Consider the following 23,671-nt stretch of genomic DNA (forward strand, 5'->3'; position numbering starts at 1 on the left):
TGGGCGGCGTTGCCAGTACCCATTCACTGTCAATGGCGGGGGTTTCGCGCCGGAGCCTGGAGGCTGGCGTGGCTGCGGGCTCAGTCCAAAGGATTGCCCGTGGGGTCTATGCCCACCCGCAAGCTGATCCTGTGCTCATTCACGCAGCCCGCCACCATGCTGTCCTGGGGTGCGTCTCGGCTGCCAGCGCCGCGGGCTTGTGGGTGGTCAGGCGCCCGGACAGGACGCATCTGGCCGCATCACACGGCAGGCCTGTCCCTGGTTGCATCGTGCACCGCAGCAGGATCCCGCTGACACCCCTGGACATCGTGTGCCAGTCGTTGCGCTGCCTGGCGCCCCTGGAGGGACTGGCCATTGCGGAGTCCGCGGTCAAGAACGGGCTCATCCAACTTCCGGCCTTGCGGGAGCGGTTTCCGGCTGTCCGCGAAAAGGGCCTCAGGGACTTGGTGGCCCGGATCCGCCCTCAATCCGGGTCCATCATCGAAACGATGGCGCGATACCTGTTGGAGGAAGCCGGGCACACGGTCGAGCTGCAGGTCAGGATCCCCGGGATGGGACATCTGGATCTGCTCGTTGACGGCCTGCTCGGAGTTGAAACCGACGGCTACGCCCACCACAGCAGCCGGGAGGCTTACCGCGAGGACCGGCGGCGGTGGAATGTCACCGTTGTCCAGGGTGTTCCAACCCTCCGGGTCACCTTCGAGATGCTGATTAACGAGCCGGACGGGTTCGTGAGGATGGTGCAGCGGGCGCTGGCCACGTACCGCACTGCGCAATGACGGCAGGAGTGGCTGCGCAGGGACAGCCCCTGCGCAGTGAGAGGCGGTGTCAGTGCGCAGCGGCGCGGCGCGGGGGAGCGGGCGGCACTTCCTTCGCGGCCACCACAAGCTCCAGGGGAATGACGACGTCGGCCCGGCGGGTACGGACGGTGCAGGAACCGGCGTCGCACGCCAGCAGGTGGCCCAGGGCGTCCGTGAGGCCACCATCAATCCGGTAGCGCACCACCACTCGGGTTCCGGGCTCAGCCGCGGCAAGGAAGCGGACGGGGGCGGACACTGGCAGACTCACCAGTTCATACTAGGCCGCCGGCTAGGTTAGCGGGAAAGGGCTGGGAGATAATAGGCTCAGATGTCAATAGTCCGGCCGTGCTGCCGGATGCAAGAGCCGGCGGGCAAGCCGGAACCCAACGTGGAGAGGCCAGGGACGTGACGTACGTAATCGCGCAGCCGTGTGTGGATGTTAAGGACAAGGCATGCATTGAGGAGTGCCCGGTCGACTGCATCTATGAGGGCGAGCGTTCGCTGTACATCCATCCGGACGAGTGCGTCGACTGCGGCGCCTGCGAACCGGTGTGCCCCGTGGAGGCCATCTACTACGAGGATGACACCCCGGAGGAATGGGCTGACTACTACAAGGCAAACGTCGAATTCTTCGATGACCTGGGGTCTCCGGGCGGCGCGGCCAAGATCGGCAACACGGGCAAGGACCACCCGATGATCGCCGCCCTGCCGCCGCAAAACCAAGACCACTGACGCGGACGGGAAACGTGACCGCAGCAGTGAATTCGTTTGGCCTGAACCTGCCCGACTACCCGTGGGAGGCCATGGCCCCCTACCTGGCCAAAGCCTCGGAACACCCGGGCGGGGCAGTCAATCTGTCCATCGGGACCCCGGTGGATCCCACCCCGCAGCTGGTCCAGGATGCACTGAAGGCGGCCGCGAATGCCCCCGGCTATCCCACCGTTCACGGCACTCCCGCGCTTCGGGAAGCCATCGCGGGCTGGTTTGAACGCCGGCGCGGTGTGGCGGGCCTCGACCCCCGCAACATCATGCCGACAGTGGGGTCCAAGGAACTTGTTGCGTGGCTCCCGCTGCTGCTGGGCCTCAGGTCCGGAGACGTCGTCGTACGCCCCAAGGTGGCTTACCCCACGTACGATATCGGCGCCACCCTTGCCGGGGCCACCTCGGTGGCCACGGACAACCTGGACGAGCTTGACGACGCCACGCGTGCACGCGTGCGCCTCATTTGGGTCAATTCCCCGGGCAACCCCACGGGCAGTGTCCGCGACGCGGAGTCACTGAAGGCGCTGGTGGTCCAGGCCCGTGAAATCGGCGCTGTGGTGGCATCGGACGAATGCTACGCAGAGCTTGGCTGGGGCGACTGGGACGTCCAGCGCGGCGGCCGGGGCGTCCCCAGCATCCTCGATCCCTACGTGGCAGGCGGCTCGCACCAGGGCCTTCTCGCCGTGTACTCGCTGAGCAAACAGTCCAACCTGGCGGGCTACCGCGCAGCCTTCGTTGCCGGTGATCCGGACCTGATGCCCAACCTGGTCAACAGCCGCAAGCATGCAGGCATGATCGTCCCCTACCCGGTCCAGGAGGCCATGCGGGTGGCGATGGGGGATGACACCCACGTTGAGGCCCAGAAGGACCTGTACCGGGGCCGCCGTGAACGCCTGGTGCCCGCGCTGCTGGACTTCGGCCTGGAGATCAAGGAGTCCGACGCCGGCCTGTACCTGTGGTCGACGGCGGGGGAGGACACGTGGGCCACGGTGGCCCGCCTGGCTGAGCGCGGCATCGTGGTGGGCCCGGGAGTCTTCTACGGAGAGGCGGGCAACGGCTATGTCCGCGTGGCCCTGACCGGATCCGACGAGCGGATCGATGCAGCCGTTGCACGGCTGGCCGGTTCCGGCTCCTAGGCACACGTAACATTCGTGTGACTCGCCCCACATCCGGCGCATTTTAGGCTGGATGGGAAGCCTGCGGATTAGTGACACCCGCCAAGGAGCGGTACTTTTTAAGTTGACGATCAATGGTGGCTTTCTACAAGAAGGCAGCCCGGGTGTTGGAACCTGTCTTCTCAGGCTCGAGTGCGCGGCTCACCTGATGTTGGATCAAGCTTTCGACAGAGGCCGAAGACGCCTCATGAAGGGGACTCCATGACTGAGACCAACAATGCTGCGACCCTGCTCCACGCAGGTGGCGAGCTGAAGCTCCCGCGCATCCAGGTTGTTGAAGGGAACGAGGGTTACGACGTCTCCAAGCTGCTCAAGCAGACCGGTGCCGTGACCTTTGACCCCGGCTTCATGAACACCGCAGCAACCACCTCCGCCATCACCTACATCGATGGCGATGCGGGCATCCTGCGCTACCGCGGATACCCCATCGAGCAGCTGGCGCAGCACTCCAGCTTCCTCGAGGTGTCCTACCTGCTGATCTACGGCAACCTGCCCACGCCCACTGAGCTGGACGAGTTCGACCAGAAGATCCGCCGCCACACCCTGCTGCACGAGGAGCTCAAGGGCTTCTTCGGCGGCTTCCCCCGCGACGCGCACCCCATGCCGGTGCTGTCCTCGGCCGTGTCCGCGCTGTCCACCTTCTACCAGGACTCCCTGGACCCGTTCAACGCCGAGCAGGTGGAGGTTTCCACCATCCGCCTGATGGCCAAGCTGCCGGTCATCGCCGCGTACGCGCACAAGAAGTCCATCGGCCAGCCCATGCTGTACCCGGACAACTCCATGAACCTGGTGGAGAACTTCCTGCGCCTGAGCTTCGGCCTCCCCGCCGAGCAGTACGAGCTGGACCCGGTCATCGTCAAGGCACTGGACCTGCTCCTCATCCTGCACGCGGACCACGAGCAGAACTGCTCCACCTCCACCGTGCGCCTGGTGGGCTCCTCCAACGCCAACCTCTTCGCCTCCGTTTCGGCAGGCATCAACGCCCTCTTCGGCCCTGCCCACGGCGGCGCCAACGAGGCAGTGCTGAAGATGCTGCGCCAGATCCAGGCCGAGGGCCTCAAGCCCGAGGACTACATGGAGAAAGTCAAGAACAAGGAAGACGGCGTCCGCCTGATGGGCTTCGGACACCGCGTCTACAAGAACTACGATCCGCGCGCCAAGATCGTCAAGGCCACGGCCCACGAGATCCTCAGCAAGCTCGGCGGCAACGACGAACTGCTGGACATCGCCATGCGCCTGGAAGAGAAGGCGCTCAGCGATGACTACTTCATCCAGCGCAAGCTCTACCCGAACGTGGACTTCTACACCGGCCTGATCTACAAGGCCATGGGCTTCCCCGAGAAGATGTTCACCGTCCTGTTCGCCATCGGTCGCCTGCCGGGCTGGATTGCCCAGTGGCGTGAAATGATCAGCGACCCGAACACCAAGATCGGCCGCCCGCGCCAGCTGTACATCGGCGAGCCGGAGCGCGACTACCCCGCCCGCTGATCCCCTGCCCGTCAGGGACAGCAACAGCCATGACGACGACGGCCGCCCACCTTTCACAGGTGGGCGGCCGTTCCGCGTTAAGAACCATCGACTGCTCCGTACTTGTCGTTTTGGGGCTCCATAACGACAAGTGCGGAGCAATCGATGGGGAGGGCAGGGTCAGGAGGCGTAGCCCTGGGGGTTGTTCTTCTGCCAGCGCCAGTGGTCCTCGCACATCTGGTCCACGGTCTTGGTGGTGGACCAGCTCAGGTCTGCCAGGGCTGAGGTGGCATCGGCCCAGAAGGCCGGAAGGTCTCCCGCGCGGCGGCCGGTGATCTCGTAGGGGATGGGCTGGCCCACTGCCTTCTCGAAGGAGCGCAGGACCTCCAGGACAGAAGAGCCCTTGCCGGAACCTAGGTTCCAGCGGAAAACGCCGGTGCGGTCCGCGATGTGGTTCAGCGCGGCGACGTGTCCTTCGGCGAGGTCCACCACGTGGATGTAGTCGCGCAGGCAGGTGCCGTCCGGGGTGTCGTAGTCGCCGCCGAAGACCATGAGCTTCTCGCGCCGGCCCACGGCCACCTGGGCAATGAACGGGACAAGGTTGTTGGGAATGCCCTGCGGGTCTTCGCCGATACGGCCCGAGGGGTGTGCGCCAACCGGGTTGAAGTAGCGCAGCAGTGCTATGTGCCAGCGCGAGTCAGCGGCGCCGAGGTCCGAGAGGATGTCCTCGATCTGTTCCTTGGTGCGCCCGTACGGGTTGTTGGCGCCGATCTCCATCTTTTCCACGTACGGGATGGGGTTGTGTTCCCCGTAGACGGTGGCCGAGGAGCTGAAGACGATGGACCGGACGTCGTGCCTGTCCATGACGCGGACCAGGTTCAACGTCCCCACCAGGTTGTTGTAGTAGTACTTCAGCGGCTCCCGCACTGATTCACCCACGGCTTTGAGGCCCGCGAAATGGATGACGGCCTCGATGCCGTTGCCGGCGAACACCTGCTCGACGGCGGCCTCGTCCACCAGGTCCACGTTGTAGAACTCCGCGGTCTTGCCGCTGAGTTCGGCCACGCGGCGCAGCGACTCCTCGCTGGAATTGACCAGGTTGTCGATGACGACCACGTCGTGGCCGGCTTCCTGCAGGGAAAGAACAGTGTGGGAACCGATGTAGCCGGTGCCCCCTGTGACCAAGATTTTCATGCCTCAACGCTATCCCACGTGCAGCGTTGCCCGCCGCTGTGTCCCGGATGGCGGGCGCACTGTGACAAGGCAGATAAAGCACAAGTGTGCTATTAAGAATGGTGCCCAAAATTGTAGACGCCGATGCCCGGCGGCAGGATGTGGTCCAGGCGGTTCTCCGCATCATTGCCGTGGACGGTCTCGAGCGTGCCTCGCTCCGGGAGGTTGCGGACGAAGCAGGACTGGCGGTCGGCTCGGTCCGGCACTACTTCCAGGGCAGTGAGGAGCTCCTGGCGTTTACGTTCGGCACGGTGGTGGACCGGGTGGCCGGCCGGCTGGAAGCCCTGCTGCCCGCCGTGCTTGGTGCTGCCGCAGCCAGCCCCGAACAGCGGGAGGCTGTTTTAACCCTTCTGGGCGGCATGCTTCCCCTGGACGAGGAAACAGCTGTGGAAGCATGTGCGTGGCTGGCTTTCAAGAACGCCGCCCGCATCAGGCCGTTCCTCGCCGCGGAGGCGGACCGCAGCCACCGCGAAATCGCAGCCATCATGGGCGCACTCGTCGCAACCCTGCTCCCGGATGATGAACCGCAGGAGCACCTGGTGGTGGAGGCCGAACGGCTCCTGGCGACGCTGGACGGACTGTGCATGCACGCCTTGCTCCAGCCCGGCTGGATGACGGCGCAGATGTGCCGCGACGTGCTTGAGCGCCACCTGGACGGGATCGGACGGTAAGGGATCAAATGGCTGTCCTGCACTTCCGTGGACTGCCTGCGGGAATAGACTGAGTCCGGGTAGGCCGGGCCGGAAATGACGCCCGGCACCGGTAGGCCAGGAAAGGACTTTGGATGCAGCACGCAAGCGGTTCAGGGTGGCAGATCACCACCGACACATCCGGGCCGATGATGATTGCTCTTTACGTCCGGGACGCCGCCGGCCTGAACGGCGTGGGCCGTCCTATGCTGTCCCATGCATCACCCAAAGTCCGCTCGGCGGACCATAAGCACCTGACCGCGGATGTTGGCGGCCTCAGCGCACTGAAGACCGAGTGGGAGGCCTGGTGGGAGCAGCTGCTCAAGGCGCACCCCCACACCTCCCCGGAACTGTCTCCACCCGATTTCGAAGCGTTCGGCAACTCGCCGGCGCTCCAACGGCTCCTGCAGGCCCATTTCGGCTCTGCCCTCACCTGGGCCAGGGAACGCAGGAGCGAATACGCCGAACTCGAAGCCCAGCGCGTGGCCAGCGGAACGGACCAGCTGCTCGGGGACATGGTGGACGACCGGCTGATGGAGGTGGGGCGGGACTCCCGGGATTTCACGCTGACCATCATTGAGCTGCCGCTGGACGAGCAACGGGCCTGGTACCTGGAACCGGACAAGATCATCATGAGCCATGAGTTGATGGGCCAGCCTGAGCTGTTCCGCAGCTACGTCCAGCCGGTGCTGGAAATCCTGGTCTAGCCCCTGCAGGGAGGACGACGGCGGGAGGTCACGTGCCGCCGTCGTCCTGCCGTACGGTGATGCGCACCTGCCCGGCGGCGGCCCCCGACGCCTGCCATCCGTCCCCCCCTGGCCGGTCCCAGCTGCGGCCGGCGACTTCCACCTTGGTCACCGCCAGGTCCTTGGCATTCGCAACCGCCCACTGGGCCACCGACCATGCCAGTGCCCCGTCCGCGTCCACTACCAGGGTGGCGCCGTCCACCTGCGCATCCACGCCGCCGTACGCCTGCTCCAGCTCCGTCACCACTGTTGTTGAATTCCCGCCTGCCGTCGGGGAGCGCAGCGTGCACTGGACTCCCGCCGGAGTCTGTCCGGTCAGCCCGGAAGCGAAGGCCCGGCCCATCTCCTCGTGCTGGGCATAGGCCTTGGGGTAGGCGGAACGCTGGACCTGCTGGGCCGCGTCAGTGATGTCCAGCGTTTCGTACCCAGGGATCTTCACCAGGGCGTCATAGAAGGCGTTGACGGCGTAGTACGGGTCCATGATCTGGGCCTCGGTGCCCCAGCCCTGGGACGGCCGCTGCTGGAAGAGCCCCCGCGAGTCAGGGCCGGCCTGGTCGCCGTGGCCGATGTTGCGCAGCTTTGACTCCTGCATGGCAGTGGCCAGGGCAATGGTGGCGGCACGCGGAGGGAGGCCCCGCCGGACGGCCGCGGCGGTGATCAGGGCTGCATTGGCCGCCTGGTCCGGCGCCAGTTCCCCGGTCCGGCCGCCGGCCGTGGCTGTGCAGCGTTCCGAGACGAGGGTATCGGAACGCTGCACAAAGTAGACCGCCGTGTAAATGCCTCCCGCTGCCAGTGCCAGGGTGAGGAGCAGCACCGCCAGGCGGCGCAGGCCGCGCCTGCGCGCCGCAGACAGAGGTGCCACGAAGAGACTAGTTGGCGTGCAGGGCGTCGTTCAGTTCCACGGTCTGGCCCTTGCGGGGGAGAGCCTCCACCGCGCCCGTGGTGGAGTTGCGGCGGAACAGCAGGTTGGGGACGCCGGAAAGCTCGGCAGCCTTGACGATCCTGGTGGTGTCCTCGCCCACCTCGTCCTTGGGGCCCGGGACGCGGACGCGGGTGCCCGCCGTGACGTAGAGGCCGGCTTCCACCACCGAATCGTCACCGATGCTGATGCCCACGCCTGAGTTTGCCCCGAGCAGGACCCGCTCGCCGATGGTGATCTTTTCCTTGCCGCCGCCGGACAGGGTGCCCATGATGGACGCGCCGCCACCCACGTCGCTGCCGTCCCCGGTCACGACGCCCGCCGAGATGCGCCCCTCCACCATGGAGGTGCCCAGGGTCCCGGCGTTGAAGTTCACGAAGCCCTCGTGCATGACGGTGGTGCCGGCGGCGAGGTGCGCACCCAGGCGCACCCTGTCGGCGTCGGCAATCCTGACCCCGCTGGGGACCACATAGTCCACCATGCGCGGGAACTTGTCGATGCCGTAGACGGTGACAGCGCCCCGCCGGCGCAGCCTGGCGCGCGTCAGTTCAAAGCCCTCGACGGCGGCGGGGCCGAAATTGGTCCACACGACGTTGGGGAGCTTGGCGAAGATGCCGTCCAGGTTAATGGTGTTGGGCTGGACCAGGCGGTGCGAGAGAAGGTGCAGGCGGAGGTAGGCGTCCGCGGTGTCGGCGGGGGCTTCGTCGAGGTTGATCTGGACAAAGACCACCTTCTGCTCCGTGCCGCGGTCCTGGTCTGCGCCGTTCTCAGCGATGGCGGTCAGGGCTTCGTCGGCGTTTTCCACCGAACGGAGGTCCTCGGCCGCAACACCGAGTGCCGGTGCCGGGAACCAGACGTCCAGGACCGTGGTGTCGCTGCCGGTGGTGGCGATGGTGGCCACACCAAAGCCATAGGCGGAACGGTCTTCAGTGTTGGAGGTCAGGGTTTCGGGCACGGCGGAGGAAGCAGTCTCAGTCATGTGCTCCAGTCTATCGAGGGCCGGGCAGGCGGTTCGAACTAGACTGGCTTCGTGACTGCTGAAACCGCCCCCGAATCTTCCGTGTCCACCCTTGACCTGCACCAGGACGTTGCGCTGCTGACCGCGGCACTCATGGACATCAACAGCGTGTCGGGCAATGAGAAGCAGCTCGCGGACGCCGTCGAAGCCGCATTGCGGGGGATTCCCCAGCTCACGGTGGTGCGCGACGGTGACGCCATCGTCGCCCGCACCGAACTGGGCCGCGCCGAACGGGTCATCCTCGCCGGCCACCTGGACACGGTTCCGTTGCCCCTGACTGAAGGTTCCAGGGGCACCGTCCCGTCCAGCTGGGAATCCGGCGTTCCGGGTGAAGGCGTCCTCTATGGCCGCGGAGCCACCGACATGAAGGGCGGCGTGGCGGTCCAGCTGGCGCTGGCAGCACGAATGTTCGACGGCGGCGCGCAGCCCAAGCGGGACGTCACCTTCGTGTTCTACGACCATGAGGAAGTGGAGGCGGTCAAGAGCGGCCTGGGACGCCTGGTCCGCAACCACGGAGACCTGCTGCAAGGAGATTTCGCCATCCTGCTGGAGCCTACGGATGGCACGGTGGAGGGCGGCTGCAACGGCACCAGCCGGTTCGAGGCCAGCACGGCGGGCGAGGCCGCACACTCGGCGCGGGCATGGATGGGCAGCAACGCCATCCACGCAGCAGCCCCCATCCTGGCCCGCCTGGCATCCTACGAACCGCGGACGATCAACGTTGACGGGCTGGACTACCGGGAAAGCCTCAACGCGGTAAAGATCAACGGCGGCACCGCCGGCAATGTCATCCCGGACCGCTGTGTGGTGGAAATCAACTACCGGTTCGCCCCGGACAAGACGCCGGACCAGGCAGAAGCCCACGTCCGGGAACTGCTGGCGGGCTTCGACGTGGTCCGCACTGATGCCGCCGCGGGAGCGCGTCCTGGCCTGCAGCACCCGGCTGCCGCCTCCTTCATTGCCGCCGTGGGAGCCGAGCCCAAGCCCAAATACGGCTGGACCGACGTCGCCCGCTTCAGCGAGCTGGGCATCCCCGCGGTGAACTTCGGCCCGGGCGATGCACTGCTGGCGCACAAGGACAACGAGCACGTCCACGCTGATGCCGTCCGCAAGTGCCTCGCCGCGCTGCAAAGCTGGCTCGCAGGCTGACGGTCCTTAACCGAAAAGGTCCGGAACTCCCCACGGGAATTCCGGACCTTTTCTGTTGCAGCTTCAAAGCCTAGGGAGCCGCAGCTTCCAGGACGTCGGGTTCGGCCTTCGCCGTGCCGCCGGCCGCCTTCTTGGAGCCGCGGCGCTCGATCCATACGGCAAGCCGTGAAACCGAGATGTTGATGGCGATGTAGATGGCCGCCGCCACAAAGAAGATGGGGAACAGGTACTGGGTACCCAGGAAGTCCGCCATGACCTGGACGGCCCGCAGCAGCTCGCCGTACGCCACGATGTAGCCCAGCGAGGTGTCCTTCAACAGAACCACCATCTGCGCAACGAGCGAGGGCATCATGCGGCGGATTGCCTGCGGCAGTTCGATCAGCATGCGCGACTTGTAGCTGGTCAGGCCGATGGCCAGGCCGGCTTCCCGCTGCCCCTTGGGGAGGGACTGGATACCGGCCCGGATGATTTCGGCAAAGACCGCCGCGTTGTACAGCACCAGGCCGGTTACCACGGCGACGAACGCGGAGGTGCCGAAGCCCAGGAGGATGAAGAGCATCATCAGGACCACGGGCATGCCGCGCAGGAACTCCAGGATGACCCGCATGGGTACCCGGATGGCGGCGGCGTCCGAAATGCGCAGGAGGCACAGCAGCAGGCCCAGCGGGAACGCGATGACTGCGGCAAGTGCCGCTGCCGAGAGGGTGGATCCCAGCCCGTTGCCGAGGAGGCGCCAAACATCGGCACGGGTGAAGATCTGCCAGCGGCGTGCTTCGAAGATGCCCTGCTGGGAAAGGGTCAGGACAACCCAGGCCAGCAGGCCAAGAATCAGCAGGCCGCCAATGATGGAGGCAATGAGGGAGACCCGGCGGGCCTTGGGACCCGGGACGTCGTAGAGAACGGAACTCATCGGGCAATCGCCACCTTTCGTTCCACCGTGTTGGCGAGGATTCCCAGCGGAACGGTGAGGAGCAGATAGAAGAACGCAGTGCCCAGCAGGACCGTTATCACGGCGTCACCGTTGGCGTTGGCCAGCTGGCGGCCGAAACCGAACAGTTCCAGGACGAAGAAGGCACCGGCCACCGAGGAGTTTTTGACCAGGGCGATCAGGATGTTGATCAGCGGCGGGATCACCGTGCGCAGTGCCTGGGGGAGGATGATGAGAGAGAGAACCTGGCCGAACTTCATGCCGATGCTGCGTGCGGCTTCGGCCTGGCCCACAGGCACGCTGTTGACGCCCGAGCGGACAGCTTCGGCGATGAACGCGGCGGTGTAGGTGCTGAGGGCAATGATTGCGGCGATCTCGAACTGCTCGAACTTGACCCCGATCCGGGGGAGCACCACCGCTGCGAAGAAGAATGCGATGGTCAGCGGCGTGTTGCGGAGGACTTCCACGTACACGGTGCTGAAACCGCGAAGCGCTGCGACCGGGGAGACGCGTGCCGCGGCAAGCAAGGTGCCAAGGATCAACGCGAAAATGCCGGAGACAACGGAGAGAAAAAGAGTGCGAAGAAAACCCTCCCAGTACAGGGGCAGGTTTTCAAAGATGACGTCCATAAGATCCTTCGGCTGTAAGCGTGGACGGATTAAAGGCGGTGCCGCCGGGGCTGCTGAACAGCCCCGGCGGCGCGGCGGACGCTACTTAGTAACGGTTGATGGCCGGGAGGCTGGGGGCGGTCTTAATGACCGAACCCGCAGTGGCTTCCCAGGCCTTCTTGTAGGAGCCGTCCTTTTCGAAGGATTCGAGCTGGTCGTTGATCCAGTTGCGGAACTCGGTGTCGCCCTTCTTCAGGCCGATGCCGTAAGGCTCCTTGGTGAAGGTCTCGTCGGAAGCGAGCTTGAAGGCGTCCGGCTCCTTGTCAACGAAACCGGCCAGGATCACGTTGTCCGTGGTCACGGCTTCAACCTGCTTGTTGCGCAGCGGCTCCAGGCAGGCGGAGTAGGTGGCGGCCGGGACGAGCTCGGCGCCGTACTTGTCCACGATCGTGGCGGCCGGGGTGGAACCGGTGACGGAGCAGACCTTCTTGCCCTTGACGTCCTCGGGCTTCTTGATGGTGTCGTTGTCCTTGTTCACCATGAGGGCCTGGCCGGCTTCGTAGTACGGGCCGGCGAAGTCCACAACCTGCTTGCGCTTGTCGCTGATGGTGTACGTGGCGATGACCAGGTCAACCTTGCCCTGCTCGATGAAGGGCTCGCGGTTGGCGGAAACGGTCTCGGACCATTCGATCTTGTCCGCGGGGATGCCCAGCTTGGCGGCGATCAGCTTGCCCATTTCGACGTCGAAACCTACGGGCTTGCCGTCCAGGCCCACCTGGCCGAACAGCGGCTGGTCGAACTTGGTGCCGATCTTGATGGTGCCGGCGGAGGACAGCTTCGCCATGGTGGTTCCGGCAGCGAACGACGGCTTCTCAACGGGGCTCGGGTTGCTGGAGCCGCCTGAGTCTCCACCGCCGCAGGCGCTCAGTGACAGTGCGAGGGCAGCGGTAGCCGCCACGACGAAGGACTTTCGCCGGGACATAAATGCCTTCATGACATTCCTTTCATTGGTGGCCGCGGGTTTTCCGGCCTGGATGCGATCTGAAGTGTGATGTTGTTCGGTAAGTCAGTGGGTGAGGAGCTTGGACAGGAAGTCCTTGGCCCGGTCACTCTTCGGGTTGGTGAAGAACTCCTCCGGGGTGGCGTCCTCCACGATCTGGCCGTCCGCCATGAAGACCACGCGATCGGCCGCCTTGCGGGCGAAGCCCATCTCGTGGGTGACCACGATCATGGTCATGCCTTCCTTGGCGAGCTGGACCATGACGTCCAGGACCTCGTTGATCATTTCGGGGTCCAGCGCTGACGTGGGCTCGTCGAACAGCATCACCTTCGGCTTCATTGCCAAGGCGCGGGCGATCGCAACGCGCTGCTGCTGGCCGCCCGAGAGCTGGGCCGGCAGCTTGGGAGCCTGGTGGCCCACGCCCACGCGTTCCAGGAGCGCCATGGCGTCCTTTTCCGCTGCCGCCTTGGAAACACCTTTGACCTTGATCGGCCCCAGGGTGACGTTTTCAAGGATGGTCTTGTGCGCGAACAGGTTGAACGACTGGAAGACCATTCCGACGTCGGCGCGGAGCTGTGCGAGTTCCTTGCCTTCCTCGGGGAGGACTTTCCCGTCGATGCTGATGGTTCCGCCCTCGATGGTCTCCAGGCGGTTGATTGCCCGGCAGAGGGTGGACTTACCGGAGCCGGAGGGCCCGATGACCACAACAACCTCGCCCTTGCGGACCTGGAGGTTGATGTCCTTCAAAACGTGCAGCTGGCCGTAATGCTTGTTAACGGCGTTCAGGGAGACGAGAGCATCGCCGGGCACATGAGTAGTCATAGGAAAGAATCTAGCGAACAACCGTGGGTTATGACGCCAATCACCCCAAGTTCATGCCGATCGTGATTCAAGAGATACCTGGAGTTGGAGGTTAGCCTAGGGGAATGAGCATCAACGCAGATCCGGCCAAGAATACCCAGCCGCGCCGTAAGGGGCCCCTCGAGCTGCGCCGCAAGCAGGCGGCCGTGGAAATGTCGGACCAGCACCTGCTCGATACGAAAGGCCCCGGCCAGTTCGTCCACACCGATCCGTGGCGGGTCCTGCGGATCCAGAGCGAATTCGTCGAGGGCTTCGGCGCGCTGGCGGACATCGGGAAGGCCGTCAGCGTCTTCGGCTCAGCCCGCACCAAGCCCGGAAGCGTGTACTACGAGATGGGCGTGGAAGTGGGGCGCAAGCTCGCCGAAGCCGGCGTCGCCGTGATCACCGGCGGCGGCCCGGGTTCCATGGAGGCGGCCAACCGGGGAACGGTGGAAGGCAACGGCGTATCGGTGGGTCTCGGCATTGAACTGCCCTTCGAGCAGGGCCTGAACCAGTGGGTGGACCTGGGCATCAACTTCCGCTACTTCTTTGCCCGCAAGACCATGTTCGTCAAATACGCGCAGGGCTTCATTGTGCTGCCCGGCGGCCTGGGCACCCTGGATGAGCTGTTCGAGGCCATGGTCCTGGTCCAGACCCGGAAAGTGACGTCCTTCCCCATCGTCCTCCTGGGCGTCGACTTCTGGGGACCGATGATCGAGTGGATCAGGGGCACCCTGGTGGCCGAGGGCATGGTCTCCGAGAAGGACCTTGACCTTATCCAGCTGGTTGATGACCCCGCCGAAGCCGTGGACCGGGTCCTCCACGGCGCGGTGGCCCCGTCACTGAACGGGGAACAGCGGCCGGAGTAGCCGCGGGCCGCGGTTGGCGCCACCGGTCTGGCACGATGGAGCAGTGAGCTTCTTTCTGGTTTTCCTCGCCGTCGTCCTTGTGGCGGCGGTCCTTTGGGCCGGCCTGGGCCGGCGCTCCCGCAGGCCGGACGGGGCGGTGCTTCCTGTCCTGCTGGGCGGTTTCGAAGAGCCGCCGGCCAACCTGCCGCCGGTGCTGCTGCCGGAGCGCGCCGTTCCGGAGGACGTGACCCGGCTTCGCTTCTCGCTGGGCCTGCGCGGCTACCGGATGGACCAGGTGGACCAGGTCCTGGACGAACTGCGGGACCAGCTGGCGGCACGCGACGCGGAAATGGCCGAACTGCGGGACCGGCTGGCCGCCACGGAAGCGCAAACCGGCGCCGGCCCAGGCCAGCCGGACGACGGCGGGCCCCAGGCCCCCAGCACGGTTCCGGAAGTGCCGGACGCGGGAGAGGGCGGGAACCCGGCGGTCCATGAAGGCGCTGCCCCGCGGAAGGGCGGCCTGTGAGCACGGTTGCCCGCCGCAGCCCGCTGGCCTCTGCCGGCAATATGGCCCACCGGGCTGCGTCCGCCGTCAGCGGCTGGCCATGGTGGCTCCAGGTCACCGCACTGTACGGCGGGTCCAGGCTGGTAACAGCCTGCATTTTCATGGCCGCGGCGCTCCACCAGGGCCCCAACCCCTGGTTTCCGCCAAAGCCGGACTACTGGAACTTCATCAACATCTGGGATGCCCGCTGGTACGCACAGGTCATCGCCAACGGCTACCCGTCGGTCCTTCCCACGGACGCCGCCGGGAACGTCCAGGAAAACACGTGGGCTTTCTACCCTCTTTTTCCTGCGCTGGCCGGCGGACTCAGCCGCCTCACCGGCCTGAACCCTGCCGCCGCACTTACGGTGGTCGCCATGCTGGCCGGATGGGGTGCTGCGCTCGCGGTGTACGCCCTCTTCCGGCAGAAGGCCCCGCACGCACCCGCTATGTGGGGTGTTGCGTTCTTCTCGGTCTTCCCTGTTTCGGCTGTTCTGCAAGTGCCCTACGCCGAGCCGCTGTCCCTCCTGCTGCTCGCTGGGGCCCTGCTCCTGGTGGTGCGCCGCCGGTACCTCTGGGCCGCCCCCGTAGTGGTCCTGCTGTGCCTGTCCCGGCCCGTGGGTGTTCCCTTCGCTGCCATGCTGGGGCTGCTCCTGGTCTTCCACGCCGCCGCGAATCTCCGCCGCGGGCGGCAAGGGGGTCCGGCTGACAATACCCACTCGGTCAAGGACCTGGCGGCACTCACCGGACTCACCGCCGTCGCCGGCCTGTCCGCCCTGGCGTGGCCGGCTGCGGCATGGGCGGCCACCGGGGACCTGCAGGCCTACACCAAAACCGAAACCGTCTGGCGGGGCCGCGACCTGGTGCCTTTCAAGCCGTGGTTCGACACCGGCGTCGACCTCTTTGGTCCTGTGGTGGGCGTCCTCGCACCCCTGGTTTTCGTGGCCCTGTTCGGCGTGATGCTGTTCCTGCCCCCCGTGGTGCGGCTCGGCGTCGAACTGCGGCTCTGGTGCGCCTGCTACATGGGTTACCTGCTGGCGTTCCTCCACCCCCAGACCAGTACCTTCAGGATGCTGCTGCCGCTGTTTCCGCTGGCACTGGGCACGGTTTTCCTGTCCCGGTCCAGGGCGTACCGGGGGACCGTTGTGGCCATGTTCCTGCTGCTGCAGATCGTCTGGATCGTGTGGCTGTGGGCGTGGGCGCCGCTGCCCGGCGGAGGGGATTATCCGCCGTAGCAAAACCGGCTTTCGCGCAGGTCAGGGCGGGAATGACACGTTCCGGGAAATGTCCATCGATTAGCTACGTGCGGGTAATTCCGCGATAATGATAGGTAAGCAAGGACAAAAGCATTCAGAAAACGCGCAGCCTCGGCGGTGGTCGAACCACCCCGCCACAGCGGCCTGATCGACATGCGGACACAGCCCGCCCGGGCTGATTAGTCCTGGGACAAAATGGAGGGGAATTCCTCATGGCGGCTATGAAACCACGCACCGGCGACGGCCCAATGGAAGTCACCAAGGAGGGCCGCAGCCTGATCATGCGGGTCCCGCTCGAAGGCGGCGGGCGCCTGGTGGTCGAACTGAACGCTGCCGAGGCAGCCAACCTCAAGGAATGCCTGGTCGGCGTTACCGAATAGTCGTGCCGGTCGGGGTGCGCAGCCCGCGGGCTGCGCACCCCGACCTTCATGCGGCGACTACTTCTTGACGGCAACCAGCAGGCCGTCCCCGGTGGGAAGCATTGCCGACGCCAGCCTGTCGTCGTCGCGAATGGCCTTGCCCACCTGCCGCAGGGTCACCGTGTTGGGCTCGCGGCCTGCAGGGTTGGCCACCTTGTCCTTGTCCAGGGCATCGTTGATGACCAGCAGGCCCGAGCGCTTGAGCAGCCGGATGGCCTGTTCCACATAGCCGGGGAGTCCGGGCTTGTCCGCATCGATGAAGACAAGATCGTAGGCGCCGTCCGTGAGCCGGGGCAGGACGTCGCCCGCGCGGCCGGAAATGGTGCGGGTCCGGTTAGCGGGACTGCCGGCCTCGGCGAACGCTTCGCGGGCAGCCCGCAGGTGCTCCACGTCCACATCGATGGTGGTCAGGACAGCGTGCGCGCCAAGGCCCCGCAGCAGGCAGACGCCGGAGACGCCGGCGCCGGTGCCGATCTCCACCGCCGTCTGCGCCTTGGACGCGGCGGCCAGGACCGTGAGGACCGCGCCCACGCCGGGACTGATGGCGCTGACGCCCAATTCAAAAGAACGTTCCCGGGCCCGAAGCATAACCTCATCCTCAGCGGGCAGATCTTCTGCATAGGACCAGCTGCTGGACTTGTCGGCGCTCATGAATAATCGCTTTCTGGGCGTAAAGGGGGAATGTCTCCTCAAGCCTACTGTGTCCGGCCGGCCCGGGCAGGGAAGCGGGCGTTGCGCCGACGGCTGAAGTTTGCGCCCGATCAGGAAATTCCCAGCCAAGTTTGAAATGATTGGTATCCGCTCATCCAAAAGGTGACCGGCGCCGAATCAGAGATGTCAACAGTATCCGGGCGTTAGCATTCCACGAGGGGAGTGGACGATGTCATCTTCAGTTGTGGCACCTGTCCCTGCAGTAAACAATCCCGACGATGAGTGGGTCCGTCCCACCTGGGAAGAAGTGGTCACCAACCACTCCGCGAAGGTCTACCGGCTGGCCTACCGCCTGACCGGCAACAAGTTCGACGCCGAGGACCTCACCCAGGAGGTCTTTGTCCGCGTGTTCCGTTCGCTGGAGAACTTCAAGCCCGGAACCCTCGATGGCTGGCTCCACCGCATCACCACCAACCTGTTCCTTGACCAGGCCCGGCGGAAGACCCGCATCCGTTTCGACGCACTGGCGGAGGACGCCGAGTCCCGGCTGCCGGGCCGGGAGCCGGGTCCGGAGCAAAGCTTCGAGTTGAACAACCTCGACCTGGACGTGCAGGCCGCCTTGGAGGAACTGCCGCCGGACTTCCGCGCCGCCGTGGTCCTGTGCGACCTTGAAGGGCTCTCCTACGACGAAGTCGCCGAGGCCCTGGGCGTGAAGCTGGGCACCGTCCGTTCGCGCATCCACCGGGGACGGACCATGCTCCGCGAAAAGCTGGCCCACCGCGATCCGCGCCCGCAGCAGTCCCGCCGCAAGCTTTCGATGCCGCGCATCGCCGGCATCCTCTGAACGGCACATGAAGTCCCAGTTTCCTTTCGGCGGCAGGCATCAGCGCACCGGCAGCCACCTTGAGGCCTGCCAGGAGTGTGCCGCCACGGTGCGCCGGGAACGGCAGTACCTTGAGCGCCTGCGGGATGCCCCCATTCCGCCCGCCAGCCAGGACCTGACCGCACGGCTGCTGGCCCGGACCCACGAACTGGCAGCCCAGCCGGCCGCCCCGGTGCCGCCGCCCCAGGGTGTCACCCCCCGCATGGCCCCCCCGCATGGCCGCCCGGGCCCTTGCGCTCACCGCCGGCGGAACCGTAGCTGCGGCGGGCGTGCTGGCCGTGGGTGCTTTCACGGCAGCAGGTGACCCCGGAGCCGGCGAACCGGCGGGAACCGAGGCCGCTTTTTCGCATGTCTCATCGCAGACCCCCGCTGACGGCCGGCCCTTGAGCGCCACGCAGCTGGCCACCCTGCGTTCCGAAGGATGGGCGTGTCCGGACCTGCAGGCCATGGGATTCCATCTGGAAGCGGCGCGTGCGCTGGTGGTCAACGGGGAGCCCGCAGTGGAGTTGAGGCTCACTGACGGCGCACACCACGCCACTGTCACGGAGCAGCACCCCGTCGCCAATGAACCAGCAGGCCACGCCCCGGTGGTTCACGGGGTTGCAGAAGGGGAGAGCGCTGCGGGCCAGGAGGGTGGACCGGTGCAGGTGCCGGGCACCTCCCAGTGGTCCGCCACGTACCGGGCCGCAGGCCTGACCATCACCTACCGCTCCGACCTGCCCGCGGAGCAGGCCGACGATGCCATGCCCATCCTCAAGCGGCTTGCCGATTCCGCGGCGGAGGGGGTCGCGGCAGACGTCCCGGACCGGCCGGAAGGGCAGGCCGCGGAACCCCTGGATGCACGGCTGGAGCGCGGAATCAACAAGATCGCGGCCCTGTTCACCCAATGACACGGACTGTTTACCCGCCCGCCGGGTGGGAATCGTCAGTCGCTGCCCGGAGAGGGTAATCTTCCTAAAGTGTTTGGAATCAACGGCCCGGAGTTCATCCTTCTGCTGATCATTGGCGTGCTGGTGATCGGCCCCCAGCGGCTGCCGGAATATACCCAGAAGCTGGCGAACCTGGTCAAGGAAGTCCGCCGGATGGCCAACGGTGCCCGTGAGCAAATCAAGGAAGAAGTGGGCATCGACATCGATGATGTCGACTGGAAGAAATACGATCCCCGCCAGTACGATCCCCGGCGCATCATCAAGGAAGCACTGCTCGACGACGACACCAAGCCTGTCAGCGCAGGCGCCCCCGCCGCGGTGGCTGCCGTTTCCGGCGCTGCCGCCGCAGCAGATGCCGCACCCAGCCGGCCGGAAAGGGTAGTCCAGCGGCTCGCCCCGGGCGAGACCGCCCCGTTCGACACCGAAGCCACGTAGGCCTCCCACTCAGCGGGGCTGCAGACCCAGCTTCATCCCGGCGAGGCCGCGCGGTTTAGCGGCAAGCTGCCCGGCGATGCCGGTAAGCGCGGCCGCCGCTGGAGCCCCGGGCCTGCCAAGGACGATCGGAACCCCTGCATCCCCGCCCTCGCGCAGCTCGATGTCCAGGGGAATCTGGCCCAGCAGGGGGACGTCCGCTCCCACCGTGGCGCTGAGCCGTTCTGTGAGCACCGTCCCGCCGCCGCTGCCGAACAGCTCCATCCGGCCGCCGTCGGGCATCTCCAGATACGACATGTTCTCGATGACGCCGGCGATCTTCTGCCCGGTCTGCGTGGCGATGGCACCGGCCCGTTCGGCGACGTCGGCTGCGGCTGCCTGCGGCGTGGTGACCACCAGGATTTCAGCCTTGGGCAACAGCTGGGCAACGGAGATGGCGATGTCGCCGGTGCCTGGCGGGAGGTCCAGGAACAGGGCATCCAGGTCGCCGAAGTAGACGTCGGTGAGGAACTGTTCCAACGCCCGGTGCAGCATGGGTCCGCGCCAGGCCACCGGCTGATTGCCGGTCACGAACATGCCGATGGAAATCACCTTCACGCCATAGGCCACGGGCGGAAGGATCATGTCGTCCACTTGCGTGGGTTTTTGCGTGATGCCCAGCAGGGCGGGTACGGAGAAGCCGTAGACGTCGGCGTCCACGATGCCCACCCGGAGGCCCTGGGCGGCCAGTGCCGTGGCCAGGTTCACCGTCACCGAGGACTTGCCCACGCCGCCCTTGCCGCTGGCCACCGCATAGACCTTGGTCAGGGAGTCCGGCTCGTTGAAGGGAATCGTGCGCTGGCCGCCCGGTCCGCGCAGCTTCTCCTTGAGGGCATCGCGCTGCGCCTGGTCCATCACCTTGAGCTCGACGTCGACGGCCGTGACGCCGGGGACCGCGGAAAGGGCTTTCTGCGAATCGGCGGTGATGGTATCCCGCAACGGGCAGCCCGCGATGGTGAGCAGGACCGCGACGGTGACCTTCCCGTCGTCGGACACCTGGACGGAGTCCACCATGCCCAGTTCCGTGATGGGGCGGCGCAGCTCCGGATCGATGACCGTGGCCAGGGCATCGTTGACGGCACTGACCAGTGGTGGCCGGCCGGCGGCTGCGGGGTGGGTGGGGGCACTCATGGACGGAGCCTCGGCTTTCGTGCGGTATCGGCGGCGGGCCGGCCGGTGACGGACGGCCTGCTTGTCATTGGGCAGAGTGGCCGGGTTTGACCCGGGGGATCTGCTGGGTGCGCGGGTTGCGCTGCCGGTCCCGCTGCTCGCGCAGTTTGTCCTTGACCTTGTCCCGCGGGGATTCGTGCGAGCCGGGCCCGGAGTCCTCATGGGTCCGCAGTTCCTCCTGCGCTTCCAGGAGGTCTTCCAGGAGCGAGCGCAGCTCGGCCCGGACGTAGTCGCGGGTTGCTACTTCGCGCAGTGCGATCCGCAGGGAGGCCAGCTCCCGGGTCAGGTATTCGGTATCGGACAGGTTGCGCTCTGCCCGCTGCCGGTCCTGCTGCAGCGAGACGCGGTCACGGTCATCCTGCCGGTTCTGCGCCAGCAGCAGGAGGGGTGCGGCGTAGGAGGCCTGCAGCGACAGCATCAGGGTCAGCAGGGTGAAGCCAAGGTCCCGCGAATCAAACTGCCACTCCACCGGCGCCCAGGTGTTCCAACCGAGCCAGAAAATGCAGAACACGGTCATGTAGACCAGGAACTGCGGCGTGCCCATGAACCGTGCAAAGCCCTCGGTGGCATGCCCGAACGCGTCCGGGTCAGGCTTGAATTTGGGCAGGATCCGCTGGCGCGCGCTTAGGGGTGTATCGAGACTGCCTTTTGATTCCGCATTGGCCAGGTTCCGCTGGTTGGTGTTCTTCAGGGCGCTGTTATCAGCCAATGCGGCCACCGAGCTTTCTTATCGGGGCTTCGCCGTCATGGGCGCGCCAGTCGTCCGGCAACAAATGATCCAAGACGTCATCAACAGTCACCGCCCCCACAAGCCGGCCGGCGTCATTGACCACCGGGAGGGAGTTCAGGTTGTAGGTGGCCAAAGTCCGTGCCACTTCGCTGATGTGGGCCTGGTCGGACAACGGCTCAAGGTTCTTGTCCACCAGGTTTCCCAGTGCCTCGAACGGCGGGAAACGCAGCAGCTGCTGGATGTGCACCACGCCCAGGAAGCGGCCCGTGGGCGTTTCCAGCGGCGGCCGGGCAATGAAGATCGACGACGCCAGGGCGGGGGAGAGCTCCTCGCGCCGGACGTGGGCCAGGGCTTCGGCGACGGTGGCCTCCGGCGGCAGGATGACAGGCACCGGGGTCATCAGGCCGCCGGCGGTGTCCTCGTCGTACTCAAGCAGGCGGCGGACGTCCTCGGCGCCTTCAGGCTCCATGAGCTGGAGCAGTTCCTCTGCCTGGGCGGAGGGGAGTTCTCCGAGGAGGTCGGCGGCGTCGTCAGGATCCATCTCCTCCAGGACGTCCGCGGCGCGCTGGACATCCAGGGCGGAGAGGATCTCTACCTGGTCGTCCTCCGGCAGTTCCTGGAGGACGTCGGCCAGCCGTTCGTCCTGCAGTTCGCTGGCAACCTCGAAGCGGCGCTTGTCGCTCATTTCCTGCAGGGCCTCGGCGAAGTCCGCGGGCTTGAGGTCCTCGTGGTTGGCCACGAACTGGGTGGCGGCCTGCGGTTCGGTGCGTGGCCCCTGCTGGGCGTCCGCCCAGTCGATGATCAGCGTTTCGTTGCGGCGCAGCCGGCTCAAAGGGGACAGGGAGTGGCCGCGCCGGACAAAGAGCTTGCTGACGAACCAGTCGCGGGACCGGTGCTGGTCTATGGCGATATCTTCGATCGTGGCGTCGCCGCTGCCGTCGCGTAGGGTGACCCGGCGGTCGAACATCTCGGCCACCACCAGGGTTTCCGCCCCACGCTGTTCAAACCGGCGCAGGTTGACCAGGCCCGTGCAAATGATCTGCGTCTGGTCAATCGAGGTGATGCGGGTCATGGGCACGAAGACGCGCTTCTTGCCTGGAACTTCCACCACAATGCCCACCACGTGCGGAGCTCCCCGGGTTCCCCGGGACAGCACAACAACGTCGCGCAGCCGGCCCAGCCGGTCGCCCAGCGGGTCGAAGACGTCGAGGCCCAGGAGGCGTGCCACGAAGACGCGTGTAGGTGTTGTGCTCACCACTACAGGCTACCGAGTCTGCTCTCTTTTAGCTGAATTTACAGGCGCCACCCACCTTGATGGGCAAGAATGGGTTTATGTCGAACATTTTTGGTGCTCCCAAGGCCGGCGCCGCGAACGGACCGGACGATGCCCGGGCTGTTCCCACCGGTGACACCGTTGGCTCCTACACTTCCTACCTCGACGCCCAGAAGGCGGTTGACTACCTGGCGGACCAGCAGTTCCCGGTCCAGATGGTGTCCATCGTGGGCAATGAACTGAAGATGGTGGAGCGGGTTACGGGGCGCCTGAGCTATCCGCGGGTAGCGTTGTCGGGAGCGCTGAGCGGCATGTGGTTCGGCCTGTTCGTGGGCGTCATGCTCTCCTTCTTCGCTCCGTCACCCGGGTACTTCTCCATCATGACCTCGGTGCTGATGGGCGCGGCGTTCTTCATGCTCTTCGGCATCGTCACCTACGCCATGCAGCGCGGCAAGCGGGACTTCACCTCCACCAGCCAGGTGGTGGCCACCAGCTACGACGTGATCGTGGCCCCCGAGGCAGCCCACGAGGCCCGGCGGCTCCTGCAGCAGCTGCCCATGTCCCGCTCGGACGCAGCATCCGGCCACGGCCCGTATACGCAGCATGACTACTACAACCAGCCGTACCAGCAGCAGCACCACCAGCAGCCCGGGCAGCAGCAGGGGCAAGGCCCGGCCCGCCCCGCCGGGTGGAACGATCCCTACGGCCAGCGGTCCTCCGGTTCGTCCGCCCACAACGGACCGGTGCAGGAAGGCCACGGGTACCCGGACGACGCAGGCCAGCAGCACACCGGCCAGCAGCCGGCCCAGCAGTACGACGCCGGCCAGCAGCACAGCGGCCAGCAGCCGGCGCAGCCGGTCCGTTCCGTCCGTTACCCGGACCTGCCGGACGGTCGCCCGCAGTACGGCGTGCGCCTGCCCCAGGGCCCTGCTGCTGATGCGGGGCAGCCTGGCATGGGACAAACCACGGAACACCGGGCAGAAGCAGAACACCGGGCAGGGGACCACGTGCATGATGGCGCGGAGCACCCGGTGGAAAACCAGTATGGTCCGGACGGGGACCAGCACCGGGGCGACCACCGGCAGTAACGGCGCAGGTGCGTCCGGGTACACGGGGCGGACGGCGTCAGGAACCGGTGCCACAATCTAAGAGCGGGGCCGCTG

At 66.1% G+C, this 23,671-nt stretch carries 27 protein-coding genes; 15 read left to right on the forward strand and 12 right to left on the reverse strand.

Annotated features, from left to right (window positions below; genetic code table 11):
• The first annotated feature begins 269 nt into the window (after positions 1 to 269).
• The gene (locus BACI349Y_RS06850; RefSeq protein WP_159631475.1) at positions 270 to 779 is read left to right on the forward strand and encodes a hypothetical protein; all 510 of its coding nucleotides are present in this window, start codon (positions 270 to 272) and stop codon (positions 777 to 779) included.
• A 49-nt stretch (positions 780 to 828) separates the two neighbouring features.
• Here the strand turns inward: BACI349Y_RS06850 and BACI349Y_RS06855 are convergent, their stop codons facing one another.
• On the reverse strand, positions 829 to 1,068 hold the full coding sequence (locus tag BACI349Y_RS06855) for a putative acetyltransferase (RefSeq protein ID WP_159631476.1): 240 nt from the start codon (positions 1,066 to 1,068) through the stop codon (positions 829 to 831).
• Positions 1,069 to 1,205: 137 nt separating this feature from the next.
• Here BACI349Y_RS06855 and fdxA point away from each other — a divergent pair, with 137 nt between their 5' ends.
• The 3 genes from fdxA to BACI349Y_RS06870 all read left to right on the forward strand — a co-directional run bounded on the left by fdxA (position 1,206) and on the right by BACI349Y_RS06870 (position 4,225).
• Positions 1,206 to 1,532, forward strand: a complete 327-nt coding sequence (gene fdxA / locus BACI349Y_RS06860) for a ferredoxin (protein WP_013601705.1) — start codon at positions 1,206 to 1,208, stop codon at positions 1,530 to 1,532.
• 14 nt (positions 1,533 to 1,546) lie between these two features.
• Positions 1,547 to 2,698, forward strand: coding sequence for a succinyldiaminopimelate transaminase (gene dapC, locus BACI349Y_RS06865; protein ID WP_159631477.1), 1,152 nt, complete (start codon positions 1,547 to 1,549; stop codon positions 2,696 to 2,698).
• Between the two features lie 240 nt (positions 2,699 to 2,938).
• Positions 2,939 to 4,225 carry a citrate synthase gene (locus BACI349Y_RS06870; protein WP_056334606.1) on the forward strand — a complete coding sequence of 429 codons (1,287 nt, stop codon included), beginning with the start codon at positions 2,939 to 2,941 and terminating at the stop codon, positions 4,223 to 4,225.
• Between the two features lie 159 nt (positions 4,226 to 4,384).
• Here the strand turns inward: BACI349Y_RS06870 and galE are convergent, their stop codons facing one another.
• Positions 4,385 to 5,398: a UDP-glucose 4-epimerase GalE gene (gene galE / locus BACI349Y_RS06875; RefSeq protein WP_159631478.1), complete on the reverse strand. Its 1,014-nt coding sequence runs from the start codon at positions 5,396 to 5,398 to the stop codon at positions 4,385 to 4,387.
• Positions 5,399 to 5,499: 101 nt separating this feature from the next.
• Here galE and BACI349Y_RS06880 point away from each other — a divergent pair, with 101 nt between their 5' ends.
• A complete protein-coding gene (locus BACI349Y_RS06880; RefSeq protein WP_201302401.1) occupies positions 5,500 to 6,108 on the forward strand; it encodes a TetR/AcrR family transcriptional regulator in 609 nt (202 codons plus the stop codon).
• Positions 6,109 to 6,221: 113 nt separating this feature from the next.
• A complete protein-coding gene (locus BACI349Y_RS06885) occupies positions 6,222 to 6,833 on the forward strand; it encodes a hypothetical protein (RefSeq protein WP_159631480.1) in 612 nt (203 codons plus the stop codon).
• 28 nt (positions 6,834 to 6,861) lie between these two features.
• Here BACI349Y_RS06885 and BACI349Y_RS06890 read toward each other — a convergent pair whose 3' ends face one another.
• On the reverse strand, positions 6,862 to 7,725 hold the full coding sequence (locus BACI349Y_RS06890) for a hypothetical protein (RefSeq protein WP_159635324.1): 864 nt from the start codon (positions 7,723 to 7,725) through the stop codon (positions 6,862 to 6,864).
• Positions 7,726 to 7,741: 16 nt separating this feature from the next.
• Entirely contained in the window at positions 7,742 to 8,770 is a 1,029-nt protein-coding gene (gene dapD / locus BACI349Y_RS06895) for a 2,3,4,5-tetrahydropyridine-2,6-dicarboxylate N-succinyltransferase (RefSeq protein WP_159631481.1), read from the reverse strand.
• Positions 8,771 to 8,821: 51 nt separating this feature from the next.
• Here dapD and dapE point away from each other — a divergent pair, with 51 nt between their 5' ends.
• On the forward strand, positions 8,822 to 9,958 hold the full coding sequence (gene dapE / locus BACI349Y_RS06900; protein ID WP_159631482.1) for a succinyl-diaminopimelate desuccinylase: 1,137 nt from the start codon (positions 8,822 to 8,824) through the stop codon (positions 9,956 to 9,958).
• A 70-nt stretch (positions 9,959 to 10,028) separates the two neighbouring features.
• On the opposite strand, the gene BACI349Y_RS06905 is transcribed toward dapE, so the two are convergent.
• The 4 genes from BACI349Y_RS06905 to BACI349Y_RS06920 form a co-directional block, all read right to left on the reverse strand.
• Positions 10,029 to 10,868: an amino acid ABC transporter permease gene (locus BACI349Y_RS06905; RefSeq protein WP_159631483.1), complete on the reverse strand. Its 840-nt coding sequence runs from the start codon at positions 10,866 to 10,868 to the stop codon at positions 10,029 to 10,031.
• A complete protein-coding gene (locus tag BACI349Y_RS06910; protein ID WP_159631484.1) occupies positions 10,865 to 11,515 on the reverse strand; it encodes an amino acid ABC transporter permease in 651 nt (216 codons plus the stop codon). Before BACI349Y_RS06910 ends, BACI349Y_RS06905 begins: the two co-directional genes overlap by 4 nt.
• A gap of 85 nt (positions 11,516 to 11,600) precedes the next feature.
• Positions 11,601 to 12,488, reverse strand: coding sequence for a glutamate ABC transporter substrate-binding protein (locus BACI349Y_RS06915; protein WP_141159890.1), 888 nt, complete (start codon positions 12,486 to 12,488; stop codon positions 11,601 to 11,603).
• 72 nt (positions 12,489 to 12,560) lie between these two features.
• Positions 12,561 to 13,316: an amino acid ABC transporter ATP-binding protein gene (locus BACI349Y_RS06920; RefSeq protein WP_026265670.1), complete on the reverse strand. Its 756-nt coding sequence runs from the start codon at positions 13,314 to 13,316 to the stop codon at positions 12,561 to 12,563.
• A 104-nt stretch (positions 13,317 to 13,420) separates the two neighbouring features.
• Between BACI349Y_RS06920 and BACI349Y_RS06925 the strand changes: the two genes are divergently transcribed.
• From BACI349Y_RS06925 to BACI349Y_RS06940, 4 genes are all read left to right on the forward strand, one after another.
• Positions 13,421 to 14,203 (forward strand): TIGR00730 family Rossman fold protein, encoded by a 783-nt coding sequence (locus BACI349Y_RS06925; protein WP_159631485.1) that lies wholly within the window; start codon positions 13,421 to 13,423, stop codon positions 14,201 to 14,203.
• Positions 14,204 to 14,246: 43 nt separating this feature from the next.
• Positions 14,247 to 14,708, forward strand: coding sequence for a DivIVA domain-containing protein (locus tag BACI349Y_RS06930; protein ID WP_159631486.1), 462 nt, complete (start codon positions 14,247 to 14,249; stop codon positions 14,706 to 14,708).
• Positions 14,705 to 15,961 carry a hypothetical protein gene (locus BACI349Y_RS06935; RefSeq protein ID WP_159631487.1) on the forward strand — a complete coding sequence of 419 codons (1,257 nt, stop codon included), beginning with the start codon at positions 14,705 to 14,707 and terminating at the stop codon, positions 15,959 to 15,961. The genes BACI349Y_RS06930 and BACI349Y_RS06935 overlap by 4 nt, the downstream gene beginning before the upstream one ends.
• A gap of 233 nt (positions 15,962 to 16,194) precedes the next feature.
• Positions 16,195 to 16,362 carry a DUF3117 domain-containing protein gene (locus BACI349Y_RS06940; protein ID WP_009357720.1) on the forward strand — a complete coding sequence of 56 codons (168 nt, stop codon included), beginning with the start codon at positions 16,195 to 16,197 and terminating at the stop codon, positions 16,360 to 16,362.
• A gap of 57 nt (positions 16,363 to 16,419) precedes the next feature.
• Here the strand turns inward: BACI349Y_RS06940 and BACI349Y_RS06945 are convergent, their stop codons facing one another.
• Positions 16,420 to 17,052 carry an O-methyltransferase gene (locus BACI349Y_RS06945; protein WP_159631488.1) on the reverse strand — a complete coding sequence of 211 codons (633 nt, stop codon included), beginning with the start codon at positions 17,050 to 17,052 and terminating at the stop codon, positions 16,420 to 16,422.
• Positions 17,053 to 17,281: 229 nt separating this feature from the next.
• On the opposite strand from BACI349Y_RS06945, the gene sigE reads away from it, so the two are divergent.
• The 3 genes from sigE (at position 17,282) to BACI349Y_RS06960 (ending at position 19,299) form a co-directional block, all read left to right on the forward strand.
• Positions 17,282 to 17,896 (forward strand): RNA polymerase sigma factor SigE, encoded by a 615-nt coding sequence (gene sigE / locus BACI349Y_RS06950; protein ID WP_159631489.1) that lies wholly within the window; start codon positions 17,282 to 17,284, stop codon positions 17,894 to 17,896.
• A gap of 254 nt (positions 17,897 to 18,150) precedes the next feature.
• Positions 18,151 to 18,825, forward strand: a complete 675-nt coding sequence (locus tag BACI349Y_RS06955) for an anti-sigma factor (RefSeq protein ID WP_236560752.1) — start codon at positions 18,151 to 18,153, stop codon at positions 18,823 to 18,825.
• Between the two features lie 69 nt (positions 18,826 to 18,894).
• Positions 18,895 to 19,299, forward strand: a complete 405-nt coding sequence (locus BACI349Y_RS06960) for a Sec-independent protein translocase TatB (protein ID WP_159631490.1) — start codon at positions 18,895 to 18,897, stop codon at positions 19,297 to 19,299.
• 9 nt (positions 19,300 to 19,308) lie between these two features.
• Here BACI349Y_RS06960 and BACI349Y_RS06965 read toward each other — a convergent pair whose 3' ends face one another.
• The 3 genes from BACI349Y_RS06965 to BACI349Y_RS06975 form a co-directional block, all read right to left on the reverse strand.
• Positions 19,309 to 20,466, reverse strand: a complete 1,158-nt coding sequence (locus tag BACI349Y_RS06965) for an Mrp/NBP35 family ATP-binding protein (RefSeq protein ID WP_159631491.1) — start codon at positions 20,464 to 20,466, stop codon at positions 19,309 to 19,311.
• Between the two features lie 64 nt (positions 20,467 to 20,530).
• Entirely contained in the window at positions 20,531 to 21,223 is a 693-nt protein-coding gene (locus BACI349Y_RS06970) for a DUF1003 domain-containing protein (RefSeq protein WP_159631492.1), read from the reverse strand.
• Complete coding sequence (locus BACI349Y_RS06975) at positions 21,207 to 22,490, reverse strand: magnesium transporter MgtE N-terminal domain-containing protein (RefSeq protein WP_159631493.1); 1,284 nt, start codon at positions 22,488 to 22,490, stop codon at positions 21,207 to 21,209. The genes BACI349Y_RS06970 and BACI349Y_RS06975 overlap by 17 nt, the downstream gene beginning before the upstream one ends.
• 77 nt (positions 22,491 to 22,567) lie before the next feature.
• On the opposite strand from BACI349Y_RS06975, the gene BACI349Y_RS06980 reads away from it, so the two are divergent.
• Positions 22,568 to 23,596 carry a general stress protein gene (locus BACI349Y_RS06980; RefSeq protein ID WP_159631494.1) on the forward strand — a complete coding sequence of 343 codons (1,029 nt, stop codon included), beginning with the start codon at positions 22,568 to 22,570 and terminating at the stop codon, positions 23,594 to 23,596.
• Positions 23,597 to 23,671: the final 75 nt, after the last annotated feature.

This window comes from Arthrobacter sp. 8AJ, assembly GCF_902506025.1.
Taxonomy (GTDB): domain Bacteria; phylum Actinomycetota; class Actinomycetes; order Actinomycetales; family Micrococcaceae; genus Arthrobacter.